The sequence below is a fragment of the Corynebacterium sp. UMB2355A genome (genome assembly GCF_033877495.1).
Classification (GTDB): domain Bacteria; phylum Actinomycetota; class Actinomycetes; order Mycobacteriales; family Mycobacteriaceae; genus Corynebacterium; species Corynebacterium pseudogenitalium.
Window position 1 is genome coordinate 1,195,817 of record NZ_CP138855.1, and the last position, 15,013, is coordinate 1,210,829.

The 15,013-nt window shown below is 61.3% G+C and carries 18 protein-coding genes; 7 read left to right on the forward strand and 11 right to left on the reverse strand.

What is annotated here, in order from left to right; genetic code table 11:
- Positions 1–8: 8 nt before the first annotated feature.
- Positions 9–806 carry a hypothetical protein gene (locus R0V12_RS05655; protein ID WP_320072253.1) on the reverse strand — a complete coding sequence of 266 codons (798 nt, stop codon included), beginning with the start codon at positions 804–806 and terminating at the stop codon, positions 9–11.
- A gap of 129 nt (positions 807–935) precedes the next feature.
- Positions 936–1,892 (reverse strand): diaminopimelate dehydrogenase, encoded by a 957-nt coding sequence (locus tag R0V12_RS05660; protein ID WP_070478719.1) that lies wholly within the window; start codon positions 1,890–1,892, stop codon positions 936–938.
- A 739-nt stretch (positions 1,893–2,631) separates the two neighbouring features.
- Here R0V12_RS05660 and R0V12_RS05665 point away from each other — a divergent pair.
- Both R0V12_RS05665 and R0V12_RS11525 read left to right on the forward strand, forming a co-directional pair.
- Entirely contained in the window at positions 2,632–4,176 is a 1,545-nt protein-coding gene (locus tag R0V12_RS05665) for an ATP-binding protein (protein WP_320072254.1), read from the forward strand.
- Between the two features lie 398 nt (positions 4,177–4,574).
- Positions 4,575–4,784: a hypothetical protein gene (locus tag R0V12_RS11525; protein WP_413774847.1), complete on the forward strand. Its 210-nt coding sequence runs from the start codon at positions 4,575–4,577 to the stop codon at positions 4,782–4,784.
- Positions 4,785–4,925: 141 nt separating this feature from the next.
- Here R0V12_RS11525 and R0V12_RS05675 read toward each other — a convergent pair whose 3' ends face one another.
- The 7 genes from R0V12_RS05675 to R0V12_RS11530 all read right to left on the reverse strand — a co-directional run bounded on the left by R0V12_RS05675 (position 4,926) and on the right by R0V12_RS11530 (position 10,876).
- Positions 4,926–5,975: an LLM class flavin-dependent oxidoreductase gene (locus tag R0V12_RS05675; protein WP_320072255.1), complete on the reverse strand. Its 1,050-nt coding sequence runs from the start codon at positions 5,973–5,975 to the stop codon at positions 4,926–4,928.
- A complete protein-coding gene (locus R0V12_RS05680; protein ID WP_320072256.1) occupies positions 5,972–6,586 on the reverse strand; it encodes an NADPH-dependent F420 reductase in 615 nt (204 codons plus the stop codon). Before R0V12_RS05680 ends, R0V12_RS05675 begins: the two co-directional genes overlap by 4 nt.
- A gap of 466 nt (positions 6,587–7,052) precedes the next feature.
- Complete coding sequence (locus R0V12_RS05685) at positions 7,053–7,529, reverse strand: PIN domain-containing protein (protein WP_320072257.1); 477 nt, start codon at positions 7,527–7,529, stop codon at positions 7,053–7,055.
- Positions 7,526–7,936, reverse strand: a complete 411-nt coding sequence (locus R0V12_RS05690; RefSeq protein WP_070361684.1) for a helix-turn-helix domain-containing protein — start codon at positions 7,934–7,936, stop codon at positions 7,526–7,528. Before R0V12_RS05690 ends, R0V12_RS05685 begins: the two co-directional genes overlap by 4 nt.
- A gap of 70 nt (positions 7,937–8,006) precedes the next feature.
- Positions 8,007–9,368, reverse strand: a complete 1,362-nt coding sequence (locus tag R0V12_RS05695; RefSeq protein WP_320072258.1) for an amino acid permease — start codon at positions 9,366–9,368, stop codon at positions 8,007–8,009.
- Positions 9,369–9,521: 153 nt separating this feature from the next.
- Positions 9,522–10,709 carry a type II toxin-antitoxin system HipA family toxin gene (locus R0V12_RS05700; RefSeq protein WP_320072259.1) on the reverse strand — a complete coding sequence of 396 codons (1,188 nt, stop codon included), beginning with the start codon at positions 10,707–10,709 and terminating at the stop codon, positions 9,522–9,524.
- Positions 10,706–10,876, reverse strand: a complete 171-nt coding sequence (locus tag R0V12_RS11530) for a helix-turn-helix domain-containing protein (RefSeq protein WP_413774848.1) — start codon at positions 10,874–10,876, stop codon at positions 10,706–10,708. Before R0V12_RS11530 ends, R0V12_RS05700 begins: the two co-directional genes overlap by 4 nt.
- Positions 10,877–11,385: 509 nt before the next feature.
- On the opposite strand from R0V12_RS11530, the gene R0V12_RS05710 reads away from it, so the two are divergent.
- On the forward strand, positions 11,386–12,300 hold the full coding sequence (locus R0V12_RS05710; protein ID WP_320072261.1) for a DUF559 domain-containing protein: 915 nt from the start codon (positions 11,386–11,388) through the stop codon (positions 12,298–12,300).
- A gap of 149 nt (positions 12,301–12,449) precedes the next feature.
- On the opposite strand, the gene R0V12_RS05715 is transcribed toward R0V12_RS05710, so the two are convergent.
- Entirely contained in the window at positions 12,450–12,965 is a 516-nt protein-coding gene (locus tag R0V12_RS05715) for a GNAT family N-acetyltransferase (RefSeq protein WP_320072262.1), read from the reverse strand.
- Positions 12,966–13,134: 169 nt separating this feature from the next.
- On the opposite strand from R0V12_RS05715, the gene R0V12_RS05720 reads away from it, so the two are divergent.
- Together R0V12_RS05720 and R0V12_RS05725 are read left to right on the forward strand one after the other, a co-directional pair.
- Entirely contained in the window at positions 13,135–13,272 is a 138-nt protein-coding gene (locus R0V12_RS05720; RefSeq protein ID WP_320072263.1) for a hypothetical protein, read from the forward strand.
- A 7-nt stretch (positions 13,273–13,279) separates the two neighbouring features.
- The gene (locus R0V12_RS05725) at positions 13,280–13,711 is read left to right on the forward strand and encodes a DUF488 domain-containing protein (RefSeq protein WP_320072264.1); all 432 of its coding nucleotides are present in this window, start codon (positions 13,280–13,282) and stop codon (positions 13,709–13,711) included.
- A 14-nt stretch (positions 13,712–13,725) separates the two neighbouring features.
- Here the strand turns inward: R0V12_RS05725 and R0V12_RS05730 are convergent, their stop codons facing one another.
- Entirely contained in the window at positions 13,726–14,157 is a 432-nt protein-coding gene (locus R0V12_RS05730) for a cupin domain-containing protein (RefSeq protein WP_320072265.1), read from the reverse strand.
- 177 nt (positions 14,158–14,334) lie between these two features.
- Between R0V12_RS05730 and R0V12_RS05735 the strand changes: the two genes are divergently transcribed.
- Together R0V12_RS05735 and R0V12_RS05740 are read left to right on the forward strand one after the other, a co-directional pair.
- The gene (locus R0V12_RS05735) at positions 14,335–14,508 is read left to right on the forward strand and encodes a hypothetical protein (protein WP_320072266.1); all 174 of its coding nucleotides are present in this window, start codon (positions 14,335–14,337) and stop codon (positions 14,506–14,508) included.
- Positions 14,509–14,522: 14 nt separating this feature from the next.
- Positions 14,523–14,831, forward strand: a complete 309-nt coding sequence (locus R0V12_RS05740) for a hypothetical protein (protein WP_320072267.1) — start codon at positions 14,523–14,525, stop codon at positions 14,829–14,831.
- Positions 14,832–15,013 lie beyond the last annotated feature (182 nt).

Genomic DNA, 15,013 nt, shown 5'->3' on the forward strand with positions numbered 1-15,013 from the left:
TCTACGTATTACCACGGCACCGACGAGCCCGCCGGGACCTCCCAATGCTTCGGAACCAGGTTCCTGATCTCGTTCGGCGTCTGCGGCGGCAACATATCAACAACTCGTCGGCCACCGCCCGGCCCCGGCATCACCGAGGTATCGACGGCGCGCTGCGCATCAACCGTGTTCGCATGCGCATCACCGTACGTGAGCACCGCGACCGCGAACCCATTGCCATAACTGACCGTCGCGGTGGAGCTGCGGCGGTCGTCGGCCCACCCGAACTTCGTGCCCTGAACGCCGGGTAGCCTCGATGTGCCGTAGTTCTGCGGGAAGCCATCAGCGGCGACGGGTGCCGCGTGCGCCATGCCGCGCAGCAGCGGCGCGGCCACCGGATCATGCCGGATGGCCTGCACAAACCTCGCGACGTCCACCGCCGACGTACTCGCCACTCCCCAATTGCCACGCCTTTGAGTAGCGCTCAATTTGAAGTCGCGCGCGATCGCGTCAATCGCCTGTGGGTACGCCGCATCGAGAACGCTCGCGATGCCATCGTTCGAGGTGCGCACCATCTCCTCCACCATCGCCTTATGCCGCGGCGCCCCGTGGTACAGCACCCAATAGCCCAGGTAGAGCTTGCTCAGGCTCAGCGCCGGCCGCGCCTCCCACCCATTTCTCGACGCCTCCACTCCCCCACCCGCATGCACCACAGCCACCGCGGACCGGGGCGAAGCGGCGTCGCCACGCACGGAGATCGCCGAAGCACTCGGCGCTGCCAAGATTGCGAGCACGAACGCCACAAACAGGGCAATGAACTTCTTCACAGGGGCCTCCTGAAAATGCTATTTCCAGGAAGTGTAGCCAGAAGAGTCAGAAAAATGTGAACAGATCTGCATATGCAAATCTGTTCACAAAATCTCTAAGGGCCTTTTGCGGCACCCTCTACCCGTGGGTTAGACGTCGCGGGCGATCAGGTCGTCGAGGGCGACCGGGGACAGCAAGTACGGCGGAACCTCCAACACCGTGTAGGCGCCGGACTTCCCGTCCTCCGCGAGGCGGGCAGCCGCGCGTGCGTATGCGACGGCGACGGCGCCGGTAAAGTCGGGGTTGCTGGAGAGTTCCAGGGTGTACTCGACAAGCTGGTGGTTCTCGCCGACGCCACCAGTGGTGATCACGTGGCCGCCGTGCGGCATGCCGGAATGTTCGCGGACGAAGGTGGCGTCGTCAATAAAGTTGACCTCGACCTCGTAGCCGACGAAATAATCAGGCATCGTGCGGATGGTGTGCTCGATGGCGGCGGTGTCGGCGCCATCCTCCGGCACGATGTAAACGACGCGCTTGTGGGCGGACTTGCCGTCGAGACCCTCGGTCTCGCCGCGGCGCGCGCGATCCAACGCATCCGGCGCAGGAATCGTGTACTGCACACCCTTCGCGACGCCCTCAATCCTGCGCACCGCATCCGAATGCCCCTGCGACAAACCCGGGCCCCAGAACGTGTGCTGCTGCGCATTCGGCAGAATTGCCTCCGCCATCGCGCGGTTCAACGAGAACATGCCCGGGTCCCAACCAGTGGAAACGATGGACACCGTGTTGTGCTCGCGCGCGACCTCGTCCATCGCCTTGCGGTGACGAGGGATGTCACGGTGATTATCGTAGGTGTCCACGGTAGGCACGTACTTCGCGAACTCCGGCGCCTGCTCCGGAATATCCGTCGCAGAGCCCAGGCACAGAATCGCGACGTCAATCTCGTCCTTGTACTGGCCAAACTCCGCCACCGGCAACACGCGGGTGTCCGTGTCCAGCTTGCTGCGGCGCGAGAAGATCGCCGACAACTCCATATCCGGCTGCAGCTTCACCAGCTGCTCCACGCTCTTGCCCAAGTTTCCATAGCCGACAATGCCAACACGCATAATGCGCCTCCCTTTCCTCGTGGCCCTTTGGGCTCGTGGCTTCTGGGCTGTTTGCCCATAAATTACGGGCCTACTTTACTCGCACATCGGTTGTGAGGGAATGCGCAAGACGGGTTGGTGGCAGGTTGGTGGCAGGTTGGTGGCTTGCTGGTGGCTTGCTGGTGGCTTGGTCACAGGGAGCGAGTGCCAAAGGACACAATTTCGGTTTTGGAAACGGCTGTTTTCCCAGGTCGTGAATTTTCGGGTGCGTCCTTTGGCACTGGCTCCGCTGGCGAAAGGGTTTCTGGCAATTAGCTGTGCACCAGAACCCGGGTTTTTGGCGGGGCGGGAGGGTAAAAGGCCAGGTCGCTGATTGCGCGAGGTGGAATTTGGTGCACCCGGCGCCCTCACGCCGAAAGATATAGAAAGAGATAGAAAGATATAGAAACAATTCGTTGACCTGCACGAACGTTCAGAACTACACTTTCCCAGCACCCGATACCTTTCCGATATTCTTCAACTCCCAAAATTGGCTCCGAAAAGAATTACCTGGGGAATGTACAATCTGCCACATGGTCACGGAATCAGCTTGGGACGCGCTCCCCTCGTATGTTCGTTTAGCGCTGGAGGCGATTCATGATGGAGCGACGGCGGACTCGCAAGAGTCGCTGATTTTGGAATTCAAGGAGATCCCTCTGCTCGTGAGGGGAAGGGCGGGAGGGCGAAGCTCGTCGAGAAGCTGTTGAATGAGGCTATTTGTATGGCCAACAGCGAGGCGGCGACGGGACACATTGTTGTCGGCGTTGCGGACCGGACTCCTGGCGCGGGCGCATTCACTGGCACTGAGCTGGGCGAGGAGGACATTGCCCGGCGGATCTTCAATGGCACGAAGCCGAACATGAATGTGCAGGTGACAGCGGTGCATGCGTGGGGTGCTCGGCTTGTAGTGATTCACGTGCCGGAAGCTCGTGCGCTGTACACGCGGGGTGATGGTGCGGCGAAAAGGCGGACGGCGGACTCGCAGTTCTCGTGCCAGCCGATGACAGAGGAGCTACGCCGGGCGATCGATGCCGCGCGGCGAGACCCTGACTATTCGAACGACCCAGCCGATATCACTATCGATGACCTGCAACTTCCCGTCATCGAGGAGGCTCGGCGGATGCTGCGGGAGCATCGCCGCTCGCGGGGCTCGGACGCGGCAATCCCTCAGACCACCACTGGCCTGCTTCGGGAACTCGGACTCATGCGAGACGACGGCCAACTCAAGCGCGCCGCCGAAATCCTTCTCGCCCAACCAAACCCGACAGACGTGGTGGTCCGCCACCTGTGGCGCAGCATCCCAGGGCAAGAACCGCAGGCCACGCTCATTTCAGACCCTCTGCTGCTCGCGTTGCCACGCCTGCGACGTCTGATTGCGGAAAATGGTGACCGCGAGATTGAGCGCGTGCAGTTTGAGGATGGTGAGGAAGTCGCCATCAGTCGGTTCCCGTCGCAGGCAGTCGACGAGGCCGTCTCGAACGCATTCATTCACCGCGACTGGCGCCTGCCCGGCCCAGTAGTGGTCGAGCAAACGAACCGCACGCTCAAGATCACTTCTCCGGGACCTCTCCCACCAGGCGTAACGGTTGACACATTATTATCGACGCCCTCAGTGCCACGGAACAACCGGCTCATGGCGGCGATGCGGACCCTTGGCCTCGCCGAGGAAAGCTCGCGCGGTTTCGACCGCATGTGGGCCACCATGATCCGCACCGGCCGCAGCGCCCCGGAGGTAACCGCCACCGAGGCAAATGTGCAGGTGGTTCTGGCAGCGCAGCAGCCAGATACCAACTTCATCAAGGGCTTGCGGAAGCTTTCGGAGCGTTTCGGCGAGGAGGTCGTCGATAGTGTTGCGCCGCTGATTGTGCTCTGGCACCTCAACTCCGCACCACTCATTACAGCAACAACGGCTGCACAGAAAACCCAGTTCAGCTCCCTCGAAGTACATGAGCTTATGGACGACCTCGTCGCCCGCAGCCTTCTCGACCCCGTCACCGACGCCGACGAGTGGACCCTCAGCGGTGAAGCCCGGAAACTCCTCAACCTGGGACAACCCAGCGACCTCGCCACCGTGAGCGTCCAGGAATGGATCGAGGCCAAACTCCACGACGGTGCCGCACTCCAATCCGCCGACATCGCCGACCAGACCGGTGTCAGCGTCGCCGAAGCAGGCCGGATCCTTCGACACTTGCGCAGCCTCGGGCGCGCGAAGATCGACCCGGATGGTCCTCCGCGCGGCCGCGGCACCCGTTGGATCCGGGCGTAAAAGAGATAGAAGATATCGAAACAAATCGCTGACCTGCACGAATAACATTTCGGCGAGGCTTCCAGGCTCCCTATATCTTTCCGATATCTTTCTGGCGTGGAAATAGGCCTCTAAAAGAATTACCTGGGGTTTTCGGTGTGGTTACAGGGAGCGAGTGCCAAAGGACGCAATTTCGGTTTTGAAAACGGGTGTTTTCCCAGGTCGTGAATTTTCGGAGGCGTCCTTTGGCACTGGCTCCACTAACGAAAGGGTTTCTGGCAATTAGCTGTGCACCAGAACCCGGGTTTCCGGCGTGCCGAGACAGCAAAAGCCCAGGTCGTCACTGGCCAGCAATGGAATTTGGTGCGGCACGCGAGCACACAAGCTCCCTTCACCCCGCACCGGATACCATTGCCGCCATGAGTTCCCAGTACAGCGCAGTCGAGGTGCTTCTCCCGCGGGAGGTGCCGCTTGGTGGCCCGAGGGCGATGCCGGTGCATCGGACGATTCCGCATCGGCAGCGTCCGATGATTGGGGCGCAGTTGCGCATCGCCTCGGGGGCTGAGGTTGAGCTTGCGCTCAGGTTTCGTTCGAGCACGGCCTACTTGTCGTCCGCCTCGAGAACGTAGCGCTGCCGGAGCACGCGATCGGCTACATGGGCGTTGGCAAGATCAAGCAGGCGAGGGCTGATTGGCTGCCCACGCAGGAGTTGCCGTACGCGACGTTGAAGCCGAGCCGCAACCCGGGGCCGGTGGCGCGGGGCTAGAGTGCTAGGCGTCGGCAAGCATGTCGCGTACCAGGGGCACGACCTTGGTCCCGTAGAGCTCCACCGAACGCATGCGGGCGGCGTGGGGGATGTGCCCGACGGTGGAGTACACCATGTCGTATCGACCCAGGTCAAGCGTGCGAACCGTGTTGGCGATCTTTGCTGCTACCGTCTCCGGCGAACCCACCGTGAGCGCGCCGCGGCTGATCTCCGACTCGAAGCGGCTGCGGGTCAGCGGCGGCCACCCACGCGTCTTCCCGATGCGATGCTGAGCCGCCGCGTACTCCTCAAAGATGAGTTCCTTGGCTTCCTCATCAGTGTCGGCGACGAAGCCGGGGGAGTGCACACCCACGGGGTGCGCGGTGGTTCCGAACTGCGTCGAGGCCTGCTTGTACAGGTCCACGTACGGCTTGAACCGGACGGGTGCGCCGCCGATGATCGCGAGCATGAGGCCGAACCCGTACTTCGCGGTGCGCACGACGGACTCTGGCGAACCGCCGACGCCGACCCATGTGGTCAGGCCGCGCTCGGTCTTCGGGTAGAGGTCGGCGTTGTTGAGCGCGGCTCTAGTCTGGCCGGACCAGGTCACCGGCTCCTCCTTGACCACCTCGGCCCACAGGCCGAGTTTCTCCTCGAAGAGCCGGTTGTAGTCCTCGAGGTTGTAGCCGAAGAGCGGGAAGGACTCGGTGAAGGATCCGCGCCCGAGGATCACCTCCGCGCGGCCATTTGACAACGCGTCGAGGGTGGCAAACTGCTCGAAGACGCGGACAGGGTCGTCGGAGGACAACACCGTCACCCCGGACGCCAGCTTGAGCCGTTGCGTGGCGGTGGCGATGCCCGCGAGCATCGCCGGTGGGGAGGAGATGGCGTAGTCGGGCCGGTGGTGTTCGCCGACGGTGAAGGCGTCGACACCTATGGCATCGGCGAGTTTTGCTTCCTCGAGTGTCGCGCGGATCGCCTCGGCGTGCGTGAACAGCGCGCCGTCCTCCTTGCGCGGGATGTCGCCGAACGTATCTAAGCCGAACTCAATAGCTGCGGGATCTAGCGTGGTCATGCTTGCTCCTTGTCGTTGATCAGTGTGCGTAGCGTGTGCACGTCAACATTCGCGCCGAACGCGGGGTGCCCGGGCTGCAGCGCAACCCCGGCATCGAGGGAGTGCAGGGGCAGGGGATCGAACCCAAAGTCGCGGACGAGCCCCGCCACCTTTTCGACGTCCCCTTCGCCATCCCCCGCCACCGCAATCGCCTTGCCAGTCCCGGAGCCTTCATCAAGATCGTGGTAGCCCATGTGGTTGAACGCCTTCACCACGCGGGATTGCGCCAGGTGGTCCTGCACCAGCCGCGAGGAGTTCGCCTCCGCGAGCTCCGGGTGGTGGCCGTCCGTCTCCCACCAGTAATTCATCGCGTCGACGACCAGCGCTCCCGCCAACGCATCAGCAGGCAGTTGGCGGAAGTTCCGCAGCGGCAGCGCGAGGATCACGACGTCAGCAACCTTGACAACGTCCCCTGCGGTAGCGGTCACCGCACCCGGTACGAGCGCGCGCACAATCAGGTCAATCGCCGCAGGATCGCCCGAGCCCGCAAACGTGACCTCGTGGCCTGCGGCGATCGCGTGCCTGCCCAGGACGGTGCCGAGCTTGCCCGCCCCCAGGATTCCGATATGCATCGTTAGCCCCTCTCATTTACGTGACGTGTCAACTACCCTAACGCGTCGGAGCTGAAAGTATTCCCGGGGCTCCGGCCGGTTTGGCCGAGCCGCAATCTGTTTCCGCAGGTCGCCAACTTCCGACGAGGAAATTTGGCGCCCAGCAGAGAGTGCGTGTGCCAAAAGACGCAACCCTATTTGGTCCGTTCATTCATAATTCCAGGTGAGAAAAGTGCTAGATATTACACGATGTCAGATTTGGCACTCTGCGAACTCCCTGTGCACCACAATCTCTATTTTCGACCGAGTCGCATGTCATTTCCCCAGTTCGCGAACAATCAGCAATGGAATGTGGTGCGCGAAACGCCGACTGCGCTCGCTACCTTAAAATGGAATCAACAACCGTTGCGAAATTCGGGCAGCCCGAGCGCTCTAGCATTACAGCAGTTATCGGCCGGTCCGCTGCTTTGATGCCCTTCACCTTCTCTCAATAAGCCTCGTTTTCCTGCGCCACCCTCTTACAAAGCCCTGGGAACGCCTCAAAAATGTGGCAAAAGAAATCATCCGGAGTCAGCACGTCAAACAGAAACTGCTGTGAGTCAACATAGTCAACGAGTCCCCTGTCGCTGGTGACGACGTACTGGACGTTGCCAGCGACGGCAGCGCTGAGAACGTGATGATCATGAATGTCCGCGTACCCATAATTGCCAACAGCAAAACCGGAGATTTCCCATTCCGCCAACGCACCGCGAATTCGCTTGAAGCGTTTTGAAATAGCACCCTCGGGAGCGTGTGGGTTATTTCTACGCAAATGATACTGAGCTTCGGCGATAATATCCTCGGTCCACACTGGAAAGAATGGTGGCTCGACATCTTTATCAGAGCCCAGGAAGAGAAGGAAGCACCAGTCGGTGAGAGTGCGCGAGTACCAGGCGTTAGCGTCAAAAAGGACTGGAATACTCACAGGCCTTCGATCTCATTATCGAGCTCTCGAATCGCATCGAACTCGTGACGTGCGCGCGCACGGCACCGCTGCAAGTATGCGACGACGTCTTCCCTGCGAAGCCGCGTGTGTGACCCGGCTTTGAAGTAATCGATTTCGCCTTCTCGAATCCGTTTCATCAGAGTCGGCCGAGAGATCCCAAGATACTCAGCGGCCTCAGTGGTGGTGAGTATCTCGGAGGGGCGGGAAAGCGCGACGCTCTCTCCGCGCGCGACCCTGGCCAAGATGGACTCGATAAATGAGGCTAATGCAGGTGGAAACGTACCGCGCACGGCATCATGAAACGTTTCGGGGTTAGCCACGACCTGGCTGGCCTGCTGCTCGACAGCTTGAGTGACCTCAATTGCCGGATTAGTTTTCGTTGTCACAGCGCTTCACCTCCAGAGGGTTTACACTTATAACTGTAACCTCCGCACCATAAACGTGCAACCCGCCGTATTACGCCACCATCTGCCACACCGTCACGCAAATGATCACGATGCCCAGGCCGAACACGAAGATGGCCTCAGGCTGCTTCGCGTAGTGGCGGAAGGCGGTCGCGTGGCGGAACAGGAGCATCGGCACGATGTAGACCAGCAGCGTAATGAAAATACCGCCGACGACCGAGATCAGGTCCAGGATTGACGGGTTGAAGATGGCGACAGCGACCGTCGATACGAAGACGAAGATGTAGATGCCCGCGCGGACCGCACGCGGATTCCACTTCTCCGAAGCCTTCGGCGCGACCGCGCGCAGCAAATACTGCGTGCCCTCCTCCGTGCCAAGCATGTGCCCAAAGTACGACGACGCAATCGCACACAGCGCGACCACCGGAGTCACCACCGCCATGAACGGGGCATTCGTCGTGTTGGCGAAGTAGGAGAGGACCGGAATGTTCTCCTCGCGCACGGCGGCCATGCCATCCGCGCCGAGGGCGAGCGTGCAGGACCAGACGAAGAACATCGTGAAGCTGACCAGGAGGGTACAAGTAATCAACTCAATCTTGGACACCTCCTTCTCCGTACCGGCCACATCACCGTCATGCGACTTCTGCACATCCAACGCCGACTGCGACACCGCCGCCATATGCGAAAAGGAAAACACCAGCACAGGCAGCACAAACAGCATCGCCTTCCACAGCGGCACATCCGACTTGTACGCCATGAAACTCTCCAAGTCCCAGTACGGAATCAGGTACAGAGAGACGGCAGCGAGCGCCACGATCAGCGGATACACCAGCAGATTCGCGAACCACAGCGTCGCCTTCTTGCCGAGGGCGTACGCGCCCGTCATCACGCCGACGCAAATCGTGGCCAGCAACCAACGGTCAATGTGCGGGCCGCCCATCTGGTTCACGATGAAACTGTCCATCGTGTTCGTCACCGAAACGCCGTAAATCAGCACAATCGGGTAGATCGCCAGCCAGTACATCAGCGCCGTTGCCAGGCCGCGCTTCCGGCCGGCCAGGGACGTGATGACCTGCAGCACGTCCAGGCCCTTCACCGGCGACGCCGACACAATCCTCGAATACATCCGGTGCGAGAAAAACACCATTGGCCCAACCAGGATCGTCGCAAGGAGGAGGGGCCAGAAGCCGAAGGAGCCGGCGTCGATAGGAAGGAAGAGGATTCCGGCGCCGACCGCGGTACCGAACAGCGTAATCGCCCACGACCAGGTACTACCGTCCGGAGACGGGGCTCGGCGCGTACGGCGGATCTCGCGCTTGTCCGCCGGCGTGAGGTTCTCCAGCTCGAACTCGTCAGCGGCAACCTCCTGGTGCTCGCTGCTGAAAGGTACGGGGTCCGTGGCACGCTCGCTCATGAAATCCTCTCTCGCTCGACAATAATGTGACCCCACACACCTTAGCCGATGAATGAAATTGAGCTAACTTATCGACGGCCAGCTGCGCGGAGGGTTGGGCGGAAGGTGTCGAAAACTGTCCTTAGCGATTTTGTGAACAGAATTGCGCCTGGGCTACCAGTGAGCACGACGAGCCCGAAGCACCCGCCTCAGATCCCTGGCCCGGCGTGGATCAAAATCACAGTCCCGAATGAGGCGCTCGGCTAAATCCTCCGTGGCGGCAAGGGCTTCGTCGGCGACTTTGCGAACCACCTGCTCCGGCAATCCAATATCCTCCGCGAAGGCGAGGAACTTCTTGTAGCTCAACCCAGACGTCGAGTCGCGAACGGGGAGCGCAAGGGAAGTATCGCCGTAAGGCACGGTGCTCGGGATGTCATACACCGGGGCAAGCTCGAAGCCTCTACCCGAATCCATTACGGACACATTCTTCGCATGCAGATCCCCATTGCCCGACAGCCACGCAAACGCCAACTGCTGCGCCAACCCGCGCGCCGCAACCAACGGCGCAGCAACCACACCAAGCACCGCAGCACACACATCCTCGTAGCTCACGTTGTATTTCCCACTCGGGTAGATGCCCAGCAATTGAGCAGCATCTTCGACGGGACGTTTGCGGGGGAAGTGGCCGTCGAAACGCGAGACGACCAAGCCTGACCTGCCCGAAGCATCGTGAACAACTTGGGCCTCCACCACGCGGCCTCGCGCCGACGGCATCATGCGATACGCCGACAAGCAGGCATTTTCATTCTCGACGACCCTCGGAAACTCCGGCGGCGCGACCTTCAAAATCGCATCCCCCCGCACCGGAAGCGCAAGCGTGCGCGCCGATGCCTTCTCCTGGACCCCCGCCAACGCATTCGCATCAAACCCGGTCGATGGATCCAGCAAATCAGCGAAATCGCCATACCCATCCCGCACGTCCACCAGCGGCGCAACCTCAGACGGCCGCTGACCCCACGGCAGCACCCGCACATTACCGACCGTGTTGCCGCCAACGGCGAGCAGCATCGCCAGCTCATCATCCAGTGATGCCTTCACACTCCTCCGCAAAGCACTCAGCCGACGACCCTCCGGCAACAGCCCCGTAAAAAACGGAGGCAGCGCGCCCGACGAAGTCTCCACCACCTTGCCGAACGGCAACGTCGTCGCGACCACAGCGCCACCCGACTCCGCGTACCCATCAACGTAACTAAACGTATTGACGCCACCCCGACTCACAATCTGTCCCGCAAGCACGTCATTCACCCACACACCAGCGGCCGGGACTTGGGTTGGTGCGTGAATCATCGGGTTTTGGATCATCGCAGCGCCTCCGGAACGTGCTGCACCGCCACCACATCCAAGCCAAGCACCGCCAGCACGGCTTCAACCTTATCCAGGCGAACCGAGCGTTTCCCCTGTTCAAACTCGCGAATGAACCGTTCCGACACCATCGACAGGTCGGCCACGTCCGCCTGTGTCAGGCGCATGGCACGGCGTTGCTCGCGAGCCTGCTCGCCGAGACTGCGGGGCGTGAGGGACATGGGGGCCTTTCGTGTTGCGGTTCTGGAGGGGTTTCGGCCTTTTGGAGTTTCGGCACGATCGTGCCGTTTTGGAGTGTAGTTTGCAGTTCTGGCGTGCGCAAGAGGCGTTTTCGGCATGAACGTGCCGGTTTGGGGCGCTGGTAGCGTGGTGGGTTCACACTGTTTTCGCGCCGGTTTCGCGCTGGTTTCGTTCCCGTCGACCTGCTCCGGTCGACCAATGCAGGTCACGGCGTTTTCGGCTATTTTGGGGCGTTTTTGCCGATCTTGCGCTGACCTGGGTTGGTCGACCGCAAGAGGTCGACCGGAACTAATTGAGGGAGCGGAGGGGAAGCGTTTCGCCCGGGATGGAGCACGGCGGAGACGGGGGTGGGGAGCAGGGGAGGGGGATGTACATCATGGTGTGCAAATTGGGGAAAGAGGGGGCGTCGGAAAGTGGGGGCTGCCAGAATGAACGCATGCATACGGGGGATTGGAAGTCAGCACTACGCGCAGAGTTTATCGACGTCCGCGACTGCGTCAACGTAAACAGCCAGGTCAGGGAGCGACTGGAGACGGGTGAGCTGGTGAGGTTGTCGTCGGGGGTGGCGGTGCCGGCGTCGATAATTAATGGATTGCCGAGGTACCAGCGGCAATGGGCGAGGAGCTTCTGCGTAGGGATGGGCGCGCGGGCGGCGGTAGTGACAGGGCGGGCGGCGGCGCATCTGTTTGGGATGTGGACGGTGAATGCGCCGATGCCCGAGGTGAGGCTGCTGGCGAAGCATCCGCCGCCGAAGTCCAAGCAGCAGCCGGGTGTGCGCTACGTGCGGGCGCCGCTTCGGCGGGACGAGGTGGTGCGCGGGCAGCACCTCAACACGACGACGCCATACCGGACCTTTTTGGAGATTGCTCGCGAAGCGGGGTTCGTGCACGCACTCGTGGCGGCGGACTGGCTGCTCTATTCGGGGACAATGGTACCTGCGCAGCTAGAACACATGATGTGCATCACCCCCAGATTTCACGGTATTGGCGCAGCTCGTAGGGCTGTTAAGTGTGCGGAACTTGGGCCGGAGTCGGCGCCAGAGTCGCATGCCAGGGCGATATTGCTGGATGCCGGGTTCCGTAATGTGCTGCCGAACGTGTGGATCGAAAAGACGCGCTACCGGGTAGACCTTCTCATCGAGAATGCGCTCATCATCGAGATCGACGGTCGCGTGAAATACGAAGACGCCGGCGTCGACACCGCGGACGTGCTGCTCCGGGAAAAGCGCCGCGCCGACACCCTACGCAACCTTGGCTACGAACTCATCCGGTTCTCGCCCAACGAACTCGCACGCAACCCCACCGCCTTCTTATCGACGGTCCACTCCGCCCTCAACCGCGCCCGACGGTAAGTGCGCTGCTGGTCTTCGCGCTGGTTTCGTTCCCGTCGACCTGCTCCGGTCGACCAATGCAGGTCACGACGTTTTCGACCGAATCCGGGCGTTTTTGCCGATTTTGCGCTGACCTGGGTTGGTCGACCGTAAGAGGTCGACCGGAACGTTTAGGAGGCAGAGAACGCGGAGCGCCGGTAAATGAACTCGTGGTCGCGGTGGTTGCCGACTTTGAAGAAGTACTCGCCGGCCTTGGAGAAGCCGTAGCGGTGGTAGAAGCGCTGCGCATCAAAGTTCTGTGACCACACGCCGAGCCACGCGGTACGCGGACCAATCCAGTCGAGGACGAGCTCGATGAGGGTGGAGCCAAGGCCGGACTGTTGGTGGTCGGCAAGGAGGTAGAGGCGTTTGAGTTCGCGGTCTTCGGGAAGGATGTCGGGGTGGGGGAGGCTGCAGGGTCCGGCGAGGGCGTAGCCCACGAGGGCGCCGTTGTCCTCGACGACCCAGGTGGCGTTGTCGGGGTTGGCGAGGAGGGTTTTGTGCTTCTGCAGGTCGTAGGCTTCGGTAAGGAAGGCCGCGAGGTCGGCCGGATTGTAGAGGTGGCCGAAGGTCTGCGTGAACGTGGCGATAGACAGTTCGACGAGGGCTTCGGCGTCGTCGGGCCTGGCGCGGCGGATCGTAGGCATGGGAACAGGCTAGGGGAAGGGATAGGCGTCACAAACGGAGTCGGGAATTTGTGAACAGAATTGCAGATGGGAGTAATCCGGGCTTAAGGGACATTAGGGCACAGCGGGAGACGTTTGGTGGGGCAGTGGGGCGTCGATAAGCAAGAGTCCCTGCGGTACCGTGGGCTGCGTGACTGATGCACTTGCGCCCAAGCCTGAAGACCTCTCGATCGACGCGCCGTCGGAGCTGCGCGCGCAGCTAACGCACCGCACGAACGCAAGGACGAATCGCTGCCGAGCGGCTCGCTGGCAAGGCTTCGTGATCTAGGAGGATTATGCGAATTTACACACTCGGGTTTTCACACAAGAGCGCGGAGGAGTTCTTCGACATTCTGCGCGAGTCCGGCGTGCGGCGCGTGGTGGATATTCGCCGCTCGAACACGAACCAGCTCGCTGGGTTTACCAAGAAGGACGACCTGCGCTACTTCCTGCGGGTCATCCTGGACATGCCGTACACGCATGAGCTGGCTCTCGCGCCGTCGGCGGATCTGATGCGCGCGTATCGGCATGACGAGGTTGGCTTCGATGAGTTTTCGAAGCAGCTGCGCGAGGAGTACGGCGCTGGGGATGTTTCGTCGCTCGATCGGTCGCTTTTTGACGACGCCGTGCTGCTTTGCTCCGAAGCAGACCCCTCCACCTGTCATCGGTTAGTTGCCGCCGAGTACCTCGCCGAAGTTTGGGACGACGTGGAGATCGTGCACCTTTAGGGTTGTGTTTGGGGTTAGCTGTCTTGCTCGCCGTGGCGTTCGCCCGTAAGCATGCTGAGCAGCAAAATGTTACCCTGCGACAGGGCATCATCCGGACAGTAGACCGCGTGCGGCACGTACGCGCGCAGGTGGACAACTTCTCCCTGCTTGAGCGGGAAACGCTCGCCGCCGCACTCGAACTCGAGGGACCCGTTGAGGCACTGCACGGTGATCGGGTGGGCCGCCTTGTGATCCGGCAGCGTCTGGCCAGGGCAGAAGTTAAAGACGATGAGGTTCGCGCCGTCGCCCTGTAGCAGTCGCTTGACGCCCGGTCGCGCGTTGTCCGGCCTTGGGGCGACGGCGTTGATCGTCTGGATGCAGGTGGCGTGGTCGATCGAGTCTGCCGAGTCTGCAGCACCAAACACTTCGGGGCGGTTGACAGGTAGGTCGTCTTTTGGCTGGGACATCGTTGATCCAATCTGTGGGGCAGCAGCTACACGCTCCACTTTATCGGGTCAGTGAGTAGGGCGGGGGCGTGTGAAATTTTTGGCATGGCAGTTTGACCAAATGGAGCTAGCTCCGTTTGGACCCTGCATGCACAACATGATGCAGCCCACACGGTTTTTGCCACACTGGGGCCACGTTTGAGCGATGACTTGTCACTGACAGAGTTTCTGGTGACCGGGGCAGTCGCATTTTTCGCGCTTGCCGTGGTGCTTGCCCTGCTCCCCAATGACGAGAAGGACGGGACGTCAAGAAGCGAAGAGACCACGGTGGAGGGGGACGGCGGTCTTCCCTTCGCGCGGGATGACTGCTGAAGTTCGTCGCGGAGATGGACGAAGCCGCCGAGTTACAGACGCCGCTTGAGGACACCGAGGCGCTGCGGACCCAGTTCACGAAGGAGTTCGCGAAATACGCGCTGGAGACGCCGGACGCGGACGTCGCTCGCCTGTCGCTGCCGGGGATCAACGAGCAGGTACCGCCGGAACCGGCCACAGAGCTGCAGGTGCTCTCGGTGATCCAGAAGAACATCCAGGCGGCGCAGCTTGCTAGTCCAGCTATGTTGCATGCCGCCTTATCGACGGCACGCTCGCCCAGTGGTTGCGGAGGCTGGAGGCGTTCTGAGTTGGTGCCGAGGTAGTCGGGTGGGCAGTAAGCCGAGGCTCTGGGTTGAACTTGTGGTGGTTGTCGTAGAAGTAACCGGCCCGTCGCAATAATGTCGCGAGGGGGTTGAAGCAGCTGTAATAAAACCAGACTCGCTCATATTCCCCCACAACACCTCGAACTTGTCTTCGAAAACAGGCTATGATCACTTTATGTCTA